General features: G+C 72.5%; 17 protein-coding genes. 10 read left to right on the forward strand and 7 right to left on the reverse strand.

Annotated features, from left to right (window positions below):
- Positions 1 to 20: 20 nt before the first annotated feature.
- From mmsA to TNCT1_RS14910, 4 genes are all read left to right on the forward strand, one after another.
- Positions 21 to 1,580: a multiple monosaccharide ABC transporter ATP-binding protein gene (gene mmsA / locus TNCT1_RS14890; RefSeq protein ID WP_143631958.1), complete on the forward strand. Its 1,560-nt coding sequence runs from the start codon at positions 21 to 23 to the stop codon at positions 1,578 to 1,580.
- Positions 1,577 to 2,818 (forward strand): multiple monosaccharide ABC transporter permease, encoded by a 1,242-nt coding sequence (gene mmsB, locus TNCT1_RS14895; RefSeq protein WP_143631960.1) that lies wholly within the window; start codon positions 1,577 to 1,579, stop codon positions 2,816 to 2,818. The genes mmsA and mmsB overlap by 4 nt, the downstream gene beginning before the upstream one ends.
- 58 nt (positions 2,819 to 2,876) lie before the next feature.
- Positions 2,877 to 4,025 carry an aldose epimerase family protein gene (locus TNCT1_RS14900; protein ID WP_143631962.1) on the forward strand — a complete coding sequence of 383 codons (1,149 nt, stop codon included), beginning with the start codon at positions 2,877 to 2,879 and terminating at the stop codon, positions 4,023 to 4,025.
- 173 nt (positions 4,026 to 4,198) lie between these two features.
- The gene (locus TNCT1_RS14910) at positions 4,199 to 5,905 is read left to right on the forward strand and encodes a histidinol-phosphate transaminase (RefSeq protein WP_143631964.1); all 1,707 of its coding nucleotides are present in this window, start codon (positions 4,199 to 4,201) and stop codon (positions 5,903 to 5,905) included.
- Between the two features lie 30 nt (positions 5,906 to 5,935).
- Here TNCT1_RS14910 and TNCT1_RS14915 read toward each other — a convergent pair whose 3' ends face one another.
- The gene (locus TNCT1_RS14915; RefSeq protein ID WP_143631966.1) at positions 5,936 to 6,406 is read right to left on the reverse strand and encodes an ATP-binding protein; all 471 of its coding nucleotides are present in this window, start codon (positions 6,404 to 6,406) and stop codon (positions 5,936 to 5,938) included.
- Positions 6,407 to 6,577: 171 nt separating this feature from the next.
- On the opposite strand from TNCT1_RS14915, the gene TNCT1_RS14920 reads away from it, so the two are divergent.
- Complete coding sequence (locus tag TNCT1_RS14920) at positions 6,578 to 7,363, forward strand: helix-turn-helix transcriptional regulator (RefSeq protein ID WP_143632531.1); 786 nt, start codon at positions 6,578 to 6,580, stop codon at positions 7,361 to 7,363.
- Positions 7,360 to 7,608: a DUF397 domain-containing protein gene (locus TNCT1_RS14925; protein WP_143631968.1), complete on the forward strand. Its 249-nt coding sequence runs from the start codon at positions 7,360 to 7,362 to the stop codon at positions 7,606 to 7,608. Before TNCT1_RS14920 ends, TNCT1_RS14925 begins: the two co-directional genes overlap by 4 nt.
- A gap of 9 nt (positions 7,609 to 7,617) precedes the next feature.
- Here TNCT1_RS14925 and TNCT1_RS14930 read toward each other — a convergent pair whose 3' ends face one another.
- Entirely contained in the window at positions 7,618 to 8,268 is a 651-nt protein-coding gene (locus TNCT1_RS14930; RefSeq protein ID WP_143631970.1) for a DUF4360 domain-containing protein, read from the reverse strand.
- Between the two features lie 250 nt (positions 8,269 to 8,518).
- Positions 8,519 to 8,977 carry an Rrf2 family transcriptional regulator gene (locus tag TNCT1_RS14935; protein WP_143631972.1) on the reverse strand — a complete coding sequence of 153 codons (459 nt, stop codon included), beginning with the start codon at positions 8,975 to 8,977 and terminating at the stop codon, positions 8,519 to 8,521.
- 75 nt (positions 8,978 to 9,052) lie between these two features.
- Between TNCT1_RS14935 and TNCT1_RS14940 the strand changes: the two genes are divergently transcribed.
- Positions 9,053 to 12,022, forward strand: coding sequence for a beta-galactosidase (locus TNCT1_RS14940; protein ID WP_143631974.1), 2,970 nt, complete (start codon positions 9,053 to 9,055; stop codon positions 12,020 to 12,022).
- Positions 12,023 to 12,070: 48 nt separating this feature from the next.
- On the opposite strand, the gene TNCT1_RS14945 is transcribed toward TNCT1_RS14940, so the two are convergent.
- The 3 genes from TNCT1_RS14945 to TNCT1_RS14955 form a co-directional block, all read right to left on the reverse strand.
- Entirely contained in the window at positions 12,071 to 13,591 is a 1,521-nt protein-coding gene (locus TNCT1_RS14945) for an alpha-N-arabinofuranosidase (protein WP_143631976.1), read from the reverse strand.
- A gap of 305 nt (positions 13,592 to 13,896) precedes the next feature.
- A complete protein-coding gene (locus TNCT1_RS14950) occupies positions 13,897 to 14,760 on the reverse strand; it encodes an SMP-30/gluconolactonase/LRE family protein (protein WP_143631979.1) in 864 nt (287 codons plus the stop codon).
- A complete protein-coding gene (locus TNCT1_RS14955; protein ID WP_143631981.1) occupies positions 14,757 to 15,530 on the reverse strand; it encodes an IclR family transcriptional regulator in 774 nt (257 codons plus the stop codon). The genes TNCT1_RS14950 and TNCT1_RS14955 overlap by 4 nt, the downstream gene beginning before the upstream one ends.
- 133 nt (positions 15,531 to 15,663) lie before the next feature.
- On the opposite strand from TNCT1_RS14955, the gene TNCT1_RS14960 reads away from it, so the two are divergent.
- Positions 15,664 to 16,221 (forward strand): hypothetical protein, encoded by a 558-nt coding sequence (locus TNCT1_RS14960; RefSeq protein WP_235902598.1) that lies wholly within the window; start codon positions 15,664 to 15,666, stop codon positions 16,219 to 16,221.
- Between the two features lie 78 nt (positions 16,222 to 16,299).
- On the opposite strand, the gene TNCT1_RS14965 is transcribed toward TNCT1_RS14960, so the two are convergent.
- On the reverse strand, positions 16,300 to 17,169 hold the full coding sequence (locus TNCT1_RS14965; RefSeq protein WP_143631985.1) for a RimK family alpha-L-glutamate ligase: 870 nt from the start codon (positions 17,167 to 17,169) through the stop codon (positions 16,300 to 16,302).
- Between the two features lie 185 nt (positions 17,170 to 17,354).
- Between TNCT1_RS14965 and TNCT1_RS14970 the strand changes: the two genes are divergently transcribed.
- Together TNCT1_RS14970 and TNCT1_RS14975 are read left to right on the forward strand one after the other, a co-directional pair.
- Positions 17,355 to 18,443, forward strand: a complete 1,089-nt coding sequence (locus TNCT1_RS14970) for a MerR family transcriptional regulator (RefSeq protein WP_143631987.1) — start codon at positions 17,355 to 17,357, stop codon at positions 18,441 to 18,443.
- Between the two features lie 9 nt (positions 18,444 to 18,452).
- Positions 18,453 to 19,058 (forward strand): O-methyltransferase, encoded by a 606-nt coding sequence (locus TNCT1_RS14975; protein ID WP_143631989.1) that lies wholly within the window; start codon positions 18,453 to 18,455, stop codon positions 19,056 to 19,058.

Genomic DNA, 19,058 nt, shown 5'->3' on the forward strand with positions numbered 1-19,058 from the left:
ACGGATTGGAAGGCACGACCATGGCGGGACCCGTCCTGGAAATGCGCTCGATCGTCAAGACCTTTCCCGGTGTCAAGGCGCTGTCGGACGTCACCCTGACCGTCCGGCAGGGCGAGGTCCACGCCATCTGCGGGGAGAACGGCGCCGGCAAGTCCACCCTGATGAAGGTGCTCTCCGGCGTCCACCCGTACGGCAGTTACGAGGGAGACGTCCTCTTCGAGTCGGAGGTCTGCCAGTTCAAGGACATCCGGGCCAGCGAGCAGCACGGCATCGTCATCATCCACCAGGAGCTGGCGCTGGTGCCGTACCTCTCCATCGCGGAGAACCTCTTCCTCGGCAACGAGCACGCCCGGCGCGGGCTCATCGACTGGAACGAGACCCTGCGGCACGCCACCGAGCTGCTGCGCCGGGTGGGTCTGGACGAGCACCCGGAGACCCGCGTCGCCGACATCGGCGTCGGCAAGCAGCAGCTCGTGGAGATCGCCAAGGCGCTGTCGAAGCAGGTGAAGCTGCTCATCCTGGACGAGCCGACGGCCGCGCTCAACGACGAGGACAGCGGCAAGCTCCTCGGACTGATCCTGGAGCTGAAGAAGCAGGGCATCACCTCGATCATCATCTCCCACAAGCTCAACGAGATCCGCCGGGTCGCCGACTCGGTGACGATCATCCGGGACGGCCGGTCCATCGAGACGCTGGACGTGAAGGCGCCGGAGACCACCGAGGAGCGGATCATCGCCGGCATGGTCGGCCGCGACCTCGACCACCGCTTCCCGGAGCGCACCCCGCACCGTCCGGAGGAGGGCGCCGCGCCGGCGCTGGAGATCCGCGGCTGGACCGTGCGCCACCCCATCGACCAGCAGCGCAAGGTCGTGGACAACGTCTCGCTCCACGTGCGCCGCGGGGAGATCGTGGGCATCGCGGGCCTGATGGGCGCGGGGCGCACCGAACTGGCGATGAGCGTCTTCGGGCGCACCTACGGCCGGTACGCGGGCGGCACGGTCCTGAAGGACGGCGAGGAGATCCGCACCAAGACCGTCGCCGAGGCGGTCCGGCACGGGATCGCGTACGTCACCGAGGACCGCAAGCACTTCGGCCTCAACCTGATCGACACCATCAACCGCAACATCTCGCTGACCGCCCTGAGCAAGGTGGCCCGGCGGGGCATCGTCGACGAGCACGAGGAGCGGCAGGTCTCCGAGGGCTTCCGCAAGACCATGAACATCAAGGCGCCGACCGTGTTCGAGCCGGTGGGCAAGCTGTCGGGCGGCAACCAGCAGAAGGTCGTCCTCAGCAAGTGGATCTTCTCCGGACCCGACGTGCTGATCCTCGACGAACCGACCCGCGGCATCGACGTGGGCGCCAAGTACGAGATCTACACGGTGATCGACCAGCTCGCCGCCCAGGGCAAGGCGGTGGTCTTCATCTCCTCCGAGCTGCCCGAACTGCTCGGCATGTGCGACCGCATCTACACGATGGCCGCCGGGCGGCTGACCGGTGAGGTGCCGCGGGCCGAGGCCACCCAGGAAGTACTGATGCGCCATATGACGAAAGACACGCAGGACCAAGAGGTGACGCGATGAGCACGGATGTGACCGCCAAGAGCCCGGCCCCCGCGCCGCCGGGCAGGAGCGGACCGGGCGCCGGTGGGCTGCTCCAGGTGATGCTGGACGGACTGCGCCGCAACATGCGCCAGTACGGCATGCTGATCGCGCTCGGCCTGATCGTGGTCCTCTTCGCCGTCTGGACGGACGGGGACCTGCTGCTGCCGCGCAACGTCTCCAACCTGGTGCTGCAGAACAGCTACATCCTGATCCTCGCGATCGGCATGATGCTGGTGATCATCGCCGGGCACATCGACCTGTCGGTCGGCTCGCTGACCGCGTTCGTCGGGGCCTTCGCCGCGGTGCTGACCGTCCAGCACGGCGTGTCCTGGCCGATCGCGCTGGTGCTGTGCCTGCTGGTGGGCGCGGCGGCCGGCTCGTTGCAGGGCTTCCTCATCGCCTATCTGGGCATACCGTCCTTCATCGTCACGCTCGCCGGGATGCTGCTCTTCCGCGGTCTGACGGAGATCCTGCTGAAGGGCCAGACCCTCGGCCCGTTCCCCGACGGGCTGCAGAAGCTCGGCAACGGCTTCCTGCCCGAGACCGGCCCGGACACCAACTACCACAACCTCACCCTGCTGCTCGGTCTCGTGCTGATCGCGGCCGTGGTGTGGCAGGAGGTCCGGGACCGGCGCCGCCAGCAGGAGTTCGCGCTGGAGGTGCTGCCCGCCCGGCTGTTCCTGCTCAAGCTGACCGCCCTGGTCGCCGCGATCCTCGTGCTCACCCTGCTGCTCGCCAGCTACAAGGGCGCCCCGATCGTGCTGATCATCCTCGGTGCGCTGGTCGTCGGCTACGGCTACGTCATGCGCAACGCGGTCTTCGGCCGCCACATCTACGCCATCGGCGGCAACCTGCCGGCGGCCAAGCTGTCCGGCGTGAAGGACAAGAAGGTCACCTTCTACGTCTTCCTGAACATGGGCGTGCTCGCGGCCCTGGCGGGGCTGGTGGTCGCCGCCCGGCTGAACGCGGCCTCGCCGAAGGCGGGCGTCAACTTCGAACTCGAGGCGATCGCCTCGTCGTTCATCGGCGGCGCGTCCATGAGCGGCGGTGTCGGCACCGTCCTCGGCGCCATCATCGGCGGTCTGGTCCTCGGCGTGCTGAACAACGGCATGAACCTCCTGAGCGTCGGCACCGACTGGCAGCAGGTGATCAAGGGCCTGGCCCTGCTGCTGGCGGTCGGGTTCGACGTGTGGAACAAGCGCAAGTCCGGTTCGTAAGTCAGCTCGGGCCCCGCCGGACCACCGGCGGGGCCCCTCCTATGCGCAGGAGTCCCAAGTGGAACTGAACAGACGTACGGTCATCGCAGGAGCGGCGGCGGCGGGCGTCGCCGCCACCGCCTTCGGGGGCGCCGCGCAGGCGGCCCCCGGCCGCCGGCCGGTGAAGGAGCTCTTCGGCAGGCTGGCGGACGGCACCAAGGTGTACCGCTGGTCGCTGGCGAACGGCGGCATCCGGATGAAGGTGCTGTCGTACGGCGGGGTCGTCCAGACGCTTGAGGTCCCGGACGCCCGCGGCCGGCACGCCAACGTGGTGGCGGGCTTCGGCGACATCGACGACTACGTGGCGAAGAGCCCGTACTTCGGCGCGCTGATCGGCCGCTACGGCAACCGCATCGGCAAGGGGCGGTTCACCCTCGACGGCACGGCCCACCAGCTCTCCGTCAACGACGGGGAGAACAGCCTGCACGGCGGCGCCAAGGGCTTCGACAAGCGCGTGTGGGACGTGGAGCCGTTCACCGACGGCGCCGACGTCGGCCTGCGCCTGTACTACACGAGCGTCGACGGGGAGATGGGCTACCCGGGCACGCTGCGCTCGAAGGTGACGTACACCCTCACCCGGCGCGGCGAGTGGCGGATCGACTACGAGGCCACCACCGACCGGGCCACGGTCGTCAACCTCACCAGCCACGTCTACTGGAACCTGGCCGGTGAGGGCAGCGGCACGATCGAGGACCACGAGCTCACCATCGCCGCCGCCCGGTACACGCCCACCGACGCCGGTCTCATCCCGACCGGTGAGCTGGCGCGGGTCGCCGGCACCCCGTTCGACTTCCGCCGCGCCAAGCCGATCGGCCGGGACATCCGGGCCGGGCACGAGCAGCAGGTGCTCGCCAAGGGCTACGACCACAACTGGGTGCTGGACAAGGGCATCACGGCGCGGCCCGAGCACGTCGCCACGCTCCGCGACCCGCGCTCCGGGCGCACCCTGCGCATCGCCACCGACCAGCCGGGCCTGCAGTTCTACTCCGGCAACTTCCTCGACGGCACGCTGACCGGCACCGGCGGCCGCACCTACCGCCAGGGCGACGCGCTGTGCCTGGAGACCCAGCACTTCCCGGACTCCCCCAACCACGCCGCCTTCCCGTCGACCGTGCTGCGGCCCGGGCAGACGTACCGGACGAGCACGGTGCACACGTTCGGGGCGTGAGGCGCGGGCGGGGCGTGGGGCGCAGGCGGGGCGTGCGGCGTAGGCGGGGCGTGCGGCGCGGGCGGGCGTGAACCGGCTCACACCGGCGGTGAGTTGAACGCCACCGGCGCCCCCCGCGTATCCAGGGGTGGCCCGTGCTCCCCCGCACGGGCCACTCTTCGACGGAGGTCCCCTTGCCTGACAACGTCACCTCGTTGTTCCGCAACACCGCCGCGCACAGCCCTTCGATGGCGGCGCTGACGCGGGAGAGCGACGGGTCGGGCCCGGTGGACTTCTGCATTCCGTGCAACCCGTACTTCCCCACCCCCGCCATGTTCGAGGAGATGGCGGCCCGGCTGCGCGAGATCGTCACGTACTACCCGAGCGGTGCCGACACCATCACCGCCGAACTGTGCGGCCTGCTCCAGCTCCCGCCGCAGTGCGTGGCGATGGGCAACGGCTCGACGGAGCTGATCACCTGGATCGACCACCTGCTGGTGCGGGAGTCGCTGGCCGTGCCGGTGCCCACCTTCGGCCGCTGGACCGACCAGCCGATGGAGACCGGCAAGCGGGTGGACATGTTCCCGCTCCAGGAGGCGAACGGCTTCGGCCTGGACCTGGCGCAGTACGCCGAGTTCATCCGGGCCCGGGGCACCCGCGCGGCCGTCGTCTGCAACCCGAACAACCCCGACGGCGGCTATCTGCACAAGCAGCAGCTCGTGCAGTTCATGGACGCGATGGCGGACCTCGACCTGGTGGTGATCGACGAGTCCTTCCTGGAGTTCGCCGACGCGGAGGCCGAACCGAGCGTGGTGCAGGAGGCCATGCTCCGGCCCAACGTGATCGTCCTGCGCAGCCTCGGCAAGAACTTCGGGCTGCACGGCATCCGGTTCGGCTACCTCGTGGCGAACCCGGCCCTGGCCGGCCGGGTCCGCTCGATGCTGCCGAAGTGGAACCTCAACTCCTTCGCCGAGCACGTGGTGTTCATGCTGCGCGAGCACGGTCCTGAGTACGCGCAGAGCCTGCTGCAGGTGCGCCGGGACCGCCTCGACATGGCCAGCCACCTCTCCGCGCTGCCCGGCCTCACCGTCTACCCCTCCCAGGGCAACTTCCTCTTCGTGCGGCTGCCCGTCGGCGCGGAGGGCACCGTGGTCCGGGACCGGATGCTCACCGAGCACCGGATCCTGGTCCGCGAGTGCGGCAACAAGATCGGTTCGTCCAGCCGCTTCCTGAGACTCGTGGTGCGCCCCCAGGTCGACGTGCGTCGCCTGGTGTCCGGCCTGGAGCAGGTGCTCTACGGGACCAGGAGGGGAGCCGCCGTACCCGAGCTGAGCACCGGGACCAGCTACAGCTCGGGTACGGCGGCCGTGGACCGGCTGATGAACGAGACCAACGGAGCCGGTGTGCAGGGCCTGGCCGCCCAGGCCGCCGGCGCCGGCATGCCGCTTCCCGCCGCCGTGCCGATGGGCGGCGGGACGCCGGTGCCGGCGGCGGCCCAGGCGCCGCCGGCACCCGCACCCCAAACTCCGGCGCCGGTCCCCCTCCCGGCGCCGGTCCCCACGCCCACGCCCGCGCCGATGCCCCCGGCGGCGACGGCCCCGCCCCCACCCCCGGCGCCCGCTCCGACCCCGGTGCCCTTCGCGGCGCCCGTGCCCGTCCCGGCGCCCGTGCCGGCGCCCGTGCCCATGCCGGCGCCCGTGCCCGTCCCGGCGCCCGCCGCCGCGGTGGGGCCCACCCCGCCCGGCGTCCCGGCACGCGGCGGCCTCACCGCCGCGCAGGTGCGCGGCATGACGGCCCCGCCGGCCCCGGCTCCCGCCGCCGGCCTGACCCCGGCCCCGGCGACCGGCTGGCCCAACGCCCAGAGCTGGCCCAACGCGGCGGGGATGGACCGGACGGGATAGGAGCGGGGTCCCGCCGCCGTCCCAGCGGTCTCATCGCCCGTGCCGTCCCGGCAGCCACACCGGTACGTCCACCTCGGCCCGCACGGTCTTGCCCGGCGGGTCACGGTCGACCACCTCCCACCGGTCGGCCAGCGCGTCGACCAGCAGCAGCCCGCGCCCCGTCTCCGCGAGCGGCGCGGGCTCGCTCACGTCGGCCGGGCCGGGCGGACGCCGGTCGGCGCGGGTGTCGGTCACTTCGACCCGCAGGCTCCCGGGCAGCAGGGAGAGCGTCAGCTCGAAGTCGCGGCCCGGCACGCGCCCGTGGGTGACGGCGTTGGCGGCCAGCTCAGCGACGATCACGGCGACGGCGTCCGCGGTCCCGCTGCCGCCCGGGATGCCCCAGCCGTCGAGCTGGGCGAGCGCGAACCGCCGGGCCAGGCGGGCCCCACGGGGAGTCGCACTGAGGCGCTGGGTGAACGTACGTACGGTGACCGGGGCGGAGGGGGTGGCAGGTGCTTCCATGCGCCCAATCTGGCGTGCGCCGACCGGACTTCACCAGGTCCGGCGCGCGTACGCCGCGCGAGCGTACGCGGTGACGGACTGGACAGTACTCGTGACGGGCCGTGACCATGTGCGCGGGAGGTGACCGCGTTGGTCGACGGTCGGGCGGGCGAGCCGGAGTCCTCGGACAGCATGCGCACATTCGGGGCGGTGGTACAGGCGCTCCGCGAGTATCACCGGCTCAGCCGGGAGGAGTTCGGCCGGCACGTGGGCTTCTCCAAGCACACGGTCGCCTCCGTCGAGCTGGGCAGGCGCATGCCGGACATGGGCTTCGTGGAAGCGGCGGAGGGGGTCCTCGGCAACACGGGCGCCCTGCGGAGGGCGGCGGGATTCCTGGAACGCCAGCCGGGGCTCGCATCCTGGTTCCGGCGGTGGGCTGCCCTTGAGCAAACGGCGATCAACCTCTTCAACTACGAGTGCAGGATGATCCCCGGCCTGTTGCAGACCGAGGCGTTCGCGAGGCAATTGTTCGCCGACGAGCTACCGCCACTGAGCGATGAGCAGATCGAGGCCAGTTGGGCCGCTCGTGCCGACCGTCAGCGCCTGCTGCGCGAGCGGCCGAACACCGCCTTCAACTTCATCGTCGAGGAACACGTGTTCCTCCGGTGCACAGGCGGTCGGGAGGTCACCCGCGGGGCCATCGCGCATGTGCTTGAGATGGCACAACTGCGCAACGTAGAAGTGCAGATCATGCCGCTGGCTCAGCCGTCGCACGCTGGACTTCACGGGCCCATCGCATTACTGGAGGACCGGAAGCACAAGTGGTTCGCCTACAGCGAGGGACAGGAGAGCGGACAGTTCATCGCCGACCAAAAGGTGGTCAGTGTGCTCCAGAGCCGATATGCCAGGATGCGTTCACAGGCTCTCACCATCCGGGACTCCTTGAGCCTGCTGCAACGGATGCAAGGAGACGCATGAGCACCTCCGAACTGGCGTGGTTCAAGAGCAGCTACAGCAGCGGCTCCGGCGACAATTGCATCGAAGTCGCCCTGGCCTGGCGCAAGTCGAGCTACAGCAGCGGCGGCGACGGCGACTGCGTAGAGGTCGCCCCCACCCCCACCCTCATCCACGTCCGCGACTCCAAGGACAGGGAGGGCGGCCGGCTCGCCCTCTCCCCTTCCGCCTGGGCACGCTTCCTCGGTCACGCCGGCGCGGGCCGGTAGCGGGCGCGGCTAACCGCGCGGGCACTCCTTCCAGGCCAGGTGGTACACCGTGCTGATGTCGCCGTCGGTGGAGTCCATCGTCATGAAGCTGACCTTGCCGGGGCTGGTGCTGCCCGCGTTCACGCGCAGTTCGGTGTTGATGTTGAAGTTGCGCAGCACCCCGCAGGGCGCCCAGACCAGCTGGGCCCAGTCGGTCTGGTCGGTGGCCTGCCAGTCGTCGTTGTAGGCGCCGCTGAACGGATGGGTTTTCGCCGCGGTGTTCGAGGAGCCCTGGAAGTAGTACGACGCCTTCTGGGTGGCGGTGGCGCCGGGCTGGAGGGAGAGGAAGCCCCGGTAGTCCGCGCTGGCGATCGCGTAGGTGAAGCCCTGGGGCACGTGCACGACCAGGTTGAGCTGGCAGTTCTTGCGGAAGGCCGTGGGGTCGGAGTTACCGCCGGCCTGGGCCAGGTAGTCGCTGTAGGTCACCGTGAAGGCGGTGTTGTCCGGCGAGACGGCGACGGCGGCCGTGCCGGCCGGGCAGCCGGAGCCGTTCACGGTGGCCACGTCGATGACGATCTTGTCCGGGGGCGGGTCGTCGAAGACGGAGGAGGGGGACTGGGCGGGTAGCGCGGTGGTGAGCAGAGCGGCTACGGCGCCGCCCAGCAGGAGTCCACCAGCCATGGTTTCTCCAGGTTGTCGAGTGGGGGGTGCGACCTCCGACCCGTCCGTTCACCGTTGAAGAAACTGTGTGGAACCTGTGAAGGGCGGGGAGGCGAGGGGAATCGTAGGAAGCCCCGCGCCGGCCCGGCAGGGCGAACTCCGGCCATTCACTTCCGGCTTTTCACGCGCCCCGCGCCCCGGCGCCCGCCCGCGCCCCGGCGCCCGCCTCAGGCCGCGGCGTCCACCCCGCGCCCCGGCGGCCACGCCACCCTCAGGGGTTCTCCCAGGCCGCCGGTTCGGCCGCCAGCGCCTCGACCGGCCCGGGCAGGGATCCGGCCGCGAGGTCGGCGACGGTGACGCCCTCCAGGATGCGGCGCACATTGGCGCGCAGGGCGATCCACAGCGGGAGCAGGGGCTGGGCCGTGCCCGTGTAGGCCAGGCCCGTCGGGCGCTCTCCGCGCACCGACACGATCGGACCGTCCACCGCCCGGATGACATCCGCCACAGTGATGGCGGCCGCGGCCCGGGCCAGCCGGTAGCCGCCACCGCCGCCGCGCCTGCTGTCGACGACCCCCGCCCTCCTGAGATCACCCAGGATGCCCTCCAGGAACTTGTGGGGGATGTCCTGCTCGACAGCGATTTCCTCTGCCTTCACCGGGCCGTTACCCTCCCGTACGGCCAGCTCCAGCACCGCCCGTACCGCGTAATCCGCCCGCGCCGAGATCCTCATGGGTCCATTGTGGGGCGTGTCTCCATGGAGAATGGCCGGACCGCGCCCCCGTAAGATCGCCCGGGAGGATCCACCTTGGCGCTCAGCAGACGTACCTTCAGTGCGCTGGCCGGCTCGGCCGCGCTCGGCTTCGCCCTGGGCGGCAGCGGCGGCCCCGGGGCGCCCTCGGCGTTCGCGGCGCGCAGCGTGCCCACCGGTCCGGCGCCGGCCCCGCCGGGCGCCGACGGCGAGCGCCACACGATCGGGTACGACGCCTACTCGCTCCTGGTCGACGGCAAGCGCCTGGTGGTGTGGTCCGGCGAGATGCACCCCTTCCGGCTGCCCAGCCCCTCCCTGTGGCGGGACGTGCTGCAGAAGATGCGGGCACACGGCTTCAACGCCGTCAGCGTCTACGTGGCGTGGAACTACCACTCCCCCGCCCCCGGCCGTTACGACTTCACCGGCGTACGGGACCTCGACCTGTTCCTGCGCACGGCCGCCGAGACCGGGCTCTACGTCCTGCTGCGGCCCGGCCCGTACATCAACGCGGAGGTCGACGGCGGCGGCTTCCCGGGCTGGCTGACGGCGGCGCAGGGCAAGGCCCGCACCGCCGACCCGGCCTATCTCCGCCACGTCGACGAGTGGCTGACCCAGGTCGACCGGATCGCCCGCCGGCACCTGTTCACCCAGGGCCGGGGCACGGTGCTGCTCTACCAGATCGAGAACGAGTACGACTCCCACGTCGACGAGGCGACCGGCCGGGACTACATGTCCCACCTGTACAAGAAGGTCCGCTCCGACGGGATCGACGTACCCCTCTTCCACAACGACAAGGGCCGCAACGGCCACTGGATCCCCGGCACGTTCGACACCGGCGGCGAGAAGGGCGGCTGGCTGTACGGCTTCGACGGGTACCCCTCGCCGGCCCAGGTGCCGCCGGACTGGGGGCACTACGGGCCCGGCGGCCTCACCGGCGGCGCCACCGCCTCGCCGCACACGCCCGGGTTCGTGCCCGAGTTCGGCGGCGGCTGGTTCGACCCGTGGGGCGGGGCCTGGTTCGACGGCAAGGGCTACGCCGAGGCCCGGCGCACCCGGGACGCGGCCTACGAGCGCCGCTTCTACCTCACCAACCTCGCCAACGGCCTCACCCTGCACAACGTGTACATGGCCTTCGGCGGCACCTCGTGGGGCTGGCTGCCCGCGCCGGTCGTCTACACCTCGTACGACTACGGGGCGGCCATCGATGAGGGCCGCAACGTCACCGAGAAGATCGCCCCGCTGCACCAGCTCGGGCACCTGCTGCGGCGCGTGCCCGACTTCGCCCGGCTGGACCGGGCGGCGGACGTGAAGGCGGAGGGGCTGAAGGTCTACCACCTGACCAACCCGGACACCGGCAGCCATGTGTACGTGGCCCGCAACGACGGCTCGGCCCCGGTCACCACCGACCTGCCCACCCACGAGGGCAAGCTGCGGATCACCGTGCCCGCGCGCGACGCCCGCATGCTGACCACCGGGCTCTCCCTCGGCAGCCGGACGCTGAAGTACAGCACCGCGCAGCCCGTGATGTGCCTGTCCGTCGGGCGGCAGGACATCGCGGTGTTCGCGGGCCGCCGCGACGACATGGCGGAGCTGGTGCTGAAGTGCCCGGTCGAGCCGCTGGTGATGCGGCTCGACCCGGAGGCGGCCTGGACGTTCGAGAGCGACAAGCTCCATGTGAACGTGCCCCTCGGACAGGGCGGCCTGACCCGGGTGTCGGTCGCACAGGGCGAGAGCGACACACCGCTGCTGCTGCTCTTCGCCGACGACGCGACCTCGGTGCGCATGTTCCCGTACGACACCCCGTCCGGGACGCTGCTGGTGTACGGCCCGGCGCTGCTGCGCCACGCCGAGGTGCGCGGCTCCGAGGTCCATCTGACCGGTGACGTCACCGGGACGACCGGCGTGGAGGTGTGGGGACCGCGCGGCATCACGAGTCTGGTGTGGAACGGACGCAAGGTGCCGACCCGGGTCACCATGTCCGGCAGCCTGATGACGACCGGGCTGCTGCCCGCCGTGCCGGAGGTGGCGCTGCCCGCGCTGGGCGGCTGGCGGACGCGGACCGAGAACCCGGAGGCGGGCCCCAACTTCGACGACTCGAAGTGGCGGGTCGCCGACCGGACCGCCTCGTTCAGCACGACGCCCGTCCCGAAGGGCGGGCCGGTGCTGTTCGCGGACGACTACGGCTTCCACTACGGGGACGTCTGGTACCGGGGCGCCTTCGCGGACGCCGCCGGCCTCGAGGAGATCTCGCTCGCCTACACCACCGGCACCCAGGGCCTGCTGATGGCCTGGCTGGACGGGGAGCCGCTGGGCACCCACCGGATGCCGGTGCCGGACAAGGACACCACCATCCGCAAGGGGAGCTGGGACGCCACAGCGGTGTTCCCGGTGCCCGGGCGGCTGCGCCGATCCGGCCGGCACGTGCTGTCGGTGCTGGTCCGGCGGATGCAGCACGACCAGGACGGCAAGGCGCTTGACACCCACAAGGCGGCCCGCGGGCTGACCGCCGCCCACTTCAAGGGGGCCTCGCCGAAGGTGACGTGGCGCATCCAGGGCGAGGCGGCGCCGGACCCGGTGCGCGGGCCGCAGAACAACGGCGGCCTGTTCGGCGAGCGGGAGGGCTGGCACCTGCCCGGCTTCCCCGACCGGGACTGGAAGCCGGTCACCTTCCCGCGGGCCGAGCGGCGGCAGGGCGTGACCTGGTACCGGACCACGTTCCGGCTGTCCGTGCCGGGCGACATCGACGCCTCGATCGGCCTGACGCTGGAGGACGACCCGTACCGGGCCTACCGGACGCAGATCTTCCTCAACGGCTGGAACATGGGCCAGTACATCAACAACGTCGGCCCGCAGCACACCTTCGTGCTGCCGAACGGCATCCTGCGCACCCGTGGCACCAACACCCTGGCGCTGGCGGTGCTGTCGGAGTTCACCACGGAGTCCGGTCCGGGCAAGGTGGGTCTGACCCTGCTGGGCAAGGCGGCCGGCGGGACACCGGTGAACCCGGTGCCCTCCCCCGGCCGCTGAGCCCGGTGCCCTCCCCGGGCCGCTGAGCCCCCGGCGCCGGGTCCCGGCCTACGCCAGCCGGATCACGTTCCAGGACAGCGGCTCCAGCACGGCGGTGAGGACGCCGTCCGCGAGGGCGGTCCCGCGGACCGGGTGCGGGGTGACCCGCTCCGGGTCGTCCAGGGTGTTGCGGGCGTCGGGGTCGGCGTCCGCGAGGGCGCTGTGCTCGGTGACGGCTCTCAGGCCGAGGCCGTTCAGGGTCACCTCCAGCGGCAGCGGCCCGGTGCGGTCCCGGTTGACCGCGAAGACGGTGACCGTGCCGTCCGCCGCGCGCACGGCGGTGGCGTGCAGCAGATCGGCCTCGCCGTACTTGCGTGTCCGGTACGTCGGCGAGTCCACGCGGACGTCGAGGACCTCGCCGCGCCCGTACCGGGAGGCCTGGGCGAACGGGAAGAACGTGGTCTGCCGCCAGGCCGGGCCGCCGGGCTCGGTCATGATCGGGGCGATCACGTTGACGAGCTGCGCCAGGCAGGCCACGGTGACCCGGTCGGCGTGCCGGAGCAGGGCGATCAGCAGCGAGCCGAGGACGACGGCGTCGGTGACGCTGTAGTTGTCCTCCAGGAGCCTGGGGGCCTCCGGCCAGTCGCCCTGGCCGGCGTCCCGCGCGTGCTCCTGCCACTTCGACAGGTACCAGACGTTCCACTCGTCGAAGGAGAGGTCGATCCTCTTCTTCGACTTCAGGCCGGCGCCCACGTGGTCGGCGGTGGCCACCACGTTCTCGATGAAGGACTCCATGTCGACCGCCGAGGCGAGGAAGGAGTCCAGGTCGCCGTCGACGGGCTCGTAGTAGGCGTGCAGGGAGATGAGGTCGACGAGTTCGTAGGTCTCCCGCAGGACCGTGGCCTCCCATGCGGCGAAGGTGGGCATGGCCTGGCCGGAGGAGCCGCAGGCGACCAGTTCGACGCCGGGGTCGAGCTGGCGCATCGCCCGGGCCGTCTCGGCCGCGATCCGGCCGTACTCCTCGGCCGTCTTGTGGCCGGTCTGCCAGGGGCCGTCCATCTCGTTGCCGAGGCACCACAGCCGGATGCCGAAGGGCTCCTTGTCGCCGTGGGCGGCGCGCAGGTCGGCGAGGGCGGTGCCGGCCGGGTGGTTGGCGTACTCCTGGAGTTCCAGGGCCTCGGCGACGCCCCGGGTGCCGAGGTTGACGGCCATCATCGGCTCGGCCTGCGGGCCGATCTTCCGCAGGAAGGCGATGTACTCGGAGAGGCCGAACCGGTTGGTCTCGGTGGAGTGCCAGGCGAGGTCGAGCCGGCGGGGCCGGTCCTCGACCGGGCCGACGGAGTCCTCCCAGCGGTAGCCGGAGACGAAGTTGCCGCCGGGGTAGCGGATCACCGTCACGCCGAGTTCGCGCACGAGGTCGAGGACGTCGGTGCGGTGGCCGTCGGCGTCGGCCGCGGGATGGCCGGGCTCGAAGACGCCCGTGTAGACGCAGCGGCCGAGGTGTTCCACGAAGGAGCCGAACAGGCGGGGGTTCACCGCGCCGACGGTGAAGGCGGGGTCGAGCGTGAAGCGGGCGGTGCGGCTGCTCATGGGTGCCTTTCGGGGTGGGTGGCCGGGGCGTGGCGGGCGTCCGCGGGGCGCGCGTTCCGGCCGGTCGCCCGCCTCGTCCGGCCGGCCGGGCGGCGGTCACTGCTGTTCGACATTTCGGATCAGGCTCGTGACTTCGAACGGGACCGTAGAGTCGAAGCGCTTCCGCGTCAATGGGTCGAGCAGACCTCGCAGGCATGGGCGCCGACGGTGGCCGCCGGCACGCGGAAGACCCCGTGCCGGCGGCCGCGGGCGGCGACGTGCTGACACGGGGTCACGAGCCGGGCCCTACCCGGCGATGAGCGGCCTCACCCGGCGAACGCCGGCTGCGGCGCCCCCCGCCCGACCCCCGGCACGACCAGCACCGAACCGGAGACCGGGTGCGGCGCCCGCAGCCCCACGCGAGCGGTGGTGATGTACAGGTCCGTCAGGTCCGGCCCGCCGAACGCGCACGCGGTGGTCAGCGGCGCCGGCACCTCGACCACGAGGTCCAGCTCGCCGCCCGGCGTGTACCGCCGCACCGCGCCCCCGCCCCACAGCGCCACCCACACACACCCGTCCGCGTCGACCGTGAGCCCGTCCGGGAACCCGGCGCCTTCCTCGATCTCCACCAGCGGCCGCCGCCCCCGGACCACGCCCTGCGCGTCGTGGTCGAAGACGTCCACCCGCCGGGTCGGGGTGTCGGCGTAGTACATCAGCCGGCCGTCCGGGCTCCAGCCCAGGCCGTTGCTGACGGTGACGTCGGGCAGGACGGTCCGCACGCCGCCGTCGCCGGTCAGCCGGGAGAGGGTGCCGCCCCCCGTCGCCTCGTCGTACCGCATCGTGCCCGCCCAGAGCGCCCCGTCCGGGGCCACCGCCGCGTCGTTCGCACGACGGCCCGGGACCGGCTCGCGGTGCAGCCAGCGGAAGGCGCCGTCCGGGTCCAGCAGTGCGACGCCGTCCCGCAGGTTCAGCACCAGGCCGCCGCCCGCCCGCGGCTTGGCCGCGCCGACGTGCTGCTCGGTGGTGCGCACCGTCCGGCGGCCGGAGGAGGGGTCGTAGGTGTGCACGCGCATGCCGAGGACGTCGACCCACAGGAGGCGGCCGGCCGCCGGGTCCCAGGTCGGGCCCTCGCCCAGCTCCGCCTCGGCCCGTACGGCGATCCCGTACCGCGCCGCGGCCCCGGCCCTCACACCGTCCCCCGGTGGCCCAGCCGCTCCGACAGCTCCGCCGCGCCCTTGGCGGCGAGCTGTTCGAGCTCGGCCACGCGCTCGTCGCTCCAGCGGATCATGGGGACCGAGATGGACAGCGCGGCGACCACCTTCCCGGCCCGGTCGCGCACCGGGGCCGCCACACAGGACACATCCGGGTTGGACTCGCGGCTCTCCACCGCCAGGCCCCGCTCCCGGATCCGTGCGAGGGCCTCGCGCAGCGCGCCGGGATCGGTGATGCTGTTGGGCGTCATCGCGGTCAGCTCGGCGCCGTCCGGTATCCGTGCCGTCAGCTCCTGCTCGGGCAGCGAGGCGAGCAGCATCTTGCCGACGGAGGTGCAGTGGGCGGGCAGCCGGCGGCCGGCGGCCGACACCATGCGCACGGCGTGCGTGGAGTCGACCTTGGCGATGTAGATGACGTCGGTGCCTTCGAGGATGGCCACGTGGACGGTCTCGTCGCAGGTCTCCGCCACCGAGCGGGCCACCTGCTGGCCCTCGGCCGCGAGGTCGAGCTGCTCGGCGTACCGGCTGCCGAGCTGGTAGGGGCGCACCCCGAGCCGGTACCGTCCGGGCTGGCCCGGCACGGGCACGATGTACGAGCGTGCGGAGAGCGTGGTGACCAGCTCGTGCACGGTGGTGCGCGGCAGTTGCAGCTTGCGCACGATGTCGGGGGCGGAGAGCGTCCCGTCCCCGTCGAGGAACAGCTCAAGAATGTCGAGAGCCCGGGTCACGGCAGGCACGAGGCGTCCCACGTCCGGCCCCCTCCCTTGGGTCTAAGCGTCTGTGTTCGAGATTTCAACAGACGATCGGCATGACGAACACAGGCTAGCCATGCGGGGTTGCCCGGGCAATGGGCCCGGACGCCTCCACGGCACCATGGGTGTCATGCGTCTCGACTTCCAGCTCGTGCTGCTGCGCCGCATGGCCGACCACAACCCGGACCTGGTCGACGGGGCGCGGCGCCGGCTCGGGGCGTCCGTCGCGGAGATGCGGGAGGCCAACAAGCGCTGGCAGGCGATGGTCCGCTCCCCCAGGTCCCGCTCCGCCGCCGCGCGTTACCGCTCCGTGCTGGGCGAGCCGGAGTCCGTCGTCCCGCGCCGCCTCGGGGACGTCGACTGCGAGGCCCGGCGGTGGGCGCTCCCGCTCTGGCCGGACCTGCGCTTCGAGGTGCTGGTCTCCCCCGACGGCGCGGTGTGGAACGAGTGGCTGGTGCGGGCGCCGGGCGCGCCCGCCCCCGCCCTGCGCACCCTGGACGACCTCACCCCGTGGTCCTGCACGGTCGACGAGGCCGCCCGCGCCTTCGCCCCGGCCCGTCCGCTGGAGGGCACCGCCCCCACGCGCTGGGGCCTGGCCTTCTCGGCGCCCGGCCGGGACGGCGTCCGGCACGAGGTGGTCGCCGAGTTCACCTGGGGGCTGCTCCAGCGCACCGCCGTCCGGGACTGAACGCGGGCCGGGGCGGTGCGTGCGGGCTCAGCCGGCACCGTCCGGGACTGAACGCGGGCCGGGACGGCGCGTGCGGGCTCAGCCGGCCGCCGCCAGGATCGCCTCCACGACCCGGGGCAGGGAGGCGGGGTGCAGGAAGAGGAAGAGGTTCGGCTCCACCAGTTCGAGTTCCATCACCCGGGGCAGGCCGTCCTCCCCGTCGACGAGGTCCACGCGCGCGTACAGCAGCCCGGGGGCTCCGGGCACGGACGCCAGCGCCTTCTCGGCCACGGCGAGTTCGGCGTCCGTGGGCTGCCAGGGCTCCAGGCCGGGGTGGGCCACCTTCTCGGCGTCGTAGGGGGTGCCGGGCGCGAGGACGGCCCCCTTGCGGCTGGCGTGCAGCAGGCGCCCGCCGAAGAACTGCAGCGCCCGCTCCCCGCTGACGTCTATGTTCCGCAGGTACGGCTGCACCATCGCGGTGAAGCCCTCCGCGTGCATCCGGGCGAGCTGCCGTACGGCCGTCTCGTGCCGGTCCGGGGTGTAGCGGGCGGCGAACCGGGCGCCCGCGCCGGAGGTCGGCTTGATCACGTACTCATGGTCGCCGGGCAGCTCGGCGGGCTCGCCGGGGGCGACGTAGCGGGTCTCGACGGTGGGCACACCGGCCGCCGCCAGCTCGCCGAGGTAGCGCTTGTCGGAGTTCCAGCGCACCACGGCCGCCGGGTTGGCCAGCCGGGTCAGAGCGCCGACCCGGTCCACCCACGCCCCGAACTCCGCGGCGCGCCAGCTGTAGTCCCAGGTCGAGCGGATGAGGACGAGGTCGTAGCCGGCCCAGTCGGCCGCCGGGTCGTCCCAGTACCGGGCCTCCGCGTCGGCGCCGGCCTCCCGCAGGGCGTCCACCAGCACCGGCAGGTCGCGGTCCCTGCTCGGGCGGTCGCCGGGGTCGTAGGTGGCGAGGGCGATACGGGGCACGGCGGGCTCCCTGTCGTACGGCGGTTCGATCGGTTGCGAGGCTAACAACCGCGCCGGGAACCGGGACAGCCCGCTTGACCTTCACCTTCGGGGAAGCCCCAGCATCGGTGGCGGAAGCGAGGAACGCGGCGTTCCCCCGGACGGCGTTCCCCTGAGGACGGGATTCCCGTGGAGCTGAGGTCCGTATGGAGCTGCTGACGATCGGCGCCTTCGCCAAGGCGAGCCGGCTGTCGCCGAAGGCGCTGCGGCTGTACGACGAGCTGGAGTTGCTGCGGCCGGCCCGGGTCGACCCGGACACCGGCTACCGCTACTACGCCGTGGAGCAGCTTCAGCGGGCCCGGCTCGTGGCCTGGCTGCGGCGGCTCGGCATGCCGCTGGCCGAGATACGCGCGGTGTGCGCCCTGGACGCGGCCGAGGCCGCACACGAGGTCCGGGCGTACTGGGCGCGGGTCGAGGCGGAGACGGCCGTACGACGGGATCTCGCCGCCTTCCTCGTCGACCAGTTGACCGGAGAGCCGAGAAGGGACCACACCACCATGCTGGAACTGCGTTATGCCGCCCACTCCGACCGCGGGCACGTCCGCCCGTCCAACCAGGACTCCGTGTACGCGGGCCGCAGGCTGCTCGCCGTGGCCGACGGCTGCGGCCCGGCGGGGGCGTCCGCGAGCAGAGCGGCCGTCGAGGCGCTGAGGTTCCTGGACGAGGGGGAGGAACCGGGCGCCGGTGACGTGCTGAACCTGCTGGAGGACGCGGTGCGTTCGGCCGGCGAGGCCGTGCGGGACCTGGCGGACGGCAGCCCGGAGGTCGGCTCCACGCTGACGGCGCTGCTGTGGACGGGCTCGAAGCTGGCGCTCGTGCACATCGGCGACTCGCGGGCGTATCTGCTGCGGGACGGCGGACTGTTCCGGATCAGCCACGACCACAGCGTGGTGCAGTCGCTGATCGACGAGGGGCGGCTGAGCCCCGAGGAGGCGGAGAGCCACCCGCAGCGGGCCATGCTGCTGAAGGCGCTCGGCACCGACGGGCCCGCGGTGGCCGCCGATCTGATGCTGCGGGAGGCCCGGGCGGGCGACCGGTACCTGCTGTGCTCGGACGGTCTGACGGGGGTCGTGGCCGACGCGCGGATCAAGGAGCTGCTCGCCGGCGGGACGGACCCCGGGCAGGCGGTACGGGAGCTGATCGACGCGGCCAACGCGGCGGGCGGCCCGGACAACGTGAGCTGTGTCGTGGCCGATGTCGTCCCCGCCGCCGCGCCCGCCGCCCCGGTCGGCTAGAAAGATCGGATGGCGACCGACGGCACCGACGCGTACGGCGGTGCGGCCGGGCTCCCGCCCCTCGTGCGGGACGCCCTGGCCGCCGCCCGCGCCCACGGCTTCCCGTACTCCTGCCGGCCCGAACAGGGCCGTCTGCTGCACGCGTTGGCGGGTGGGGCCGGCGCCCGGATCGGGGAGACCGGCACCGGGCTCGGGGTGGGGCTGGCCTGGCTGGCCTCCGGGGCCCGGCCGGGCGTGCGGCTGTACAGCGTGGAGCGGGACCCCGAGCGGGCGCGGCTCGCCGCCGGGGTCTTCGCGGACCGGCCCGGGGTCACGGTGCTCACCGGCGACTGGCGGCGGATCTCCGAGCACGGCCCGTTCGACCTGCTCGTCCTCGACGGGGGCGGGCAGGGCAAGGCGCCGGGGGACGAACCGGCCGACGTGGCCGAACTGCTCGCGCCCGGCGGGACGGTCGTCGTCGACGACTTCACCCCGGCCACCGGCTGGCCGCCGCTGCACGAGGGCGCGGTGGACCGGGCGCGGCTGCACTGGCTCGGGCATCCCGCGCTGCGCTCCGCCGAGCTGCGGCTCGCGGCGGACTTGAGCGCCGTCGTGGGAACGCGGCGGCTGGTGTAG

This window comes from Streptomyces sp. 1-11, assembly GCF_007176755.1.
Taxonomy (GTDB): domain Bacteria; phylum Actinomycetota; class Actinomycetes; order Streptomycetales; family Streptomycetaceae; genus Streptomyces.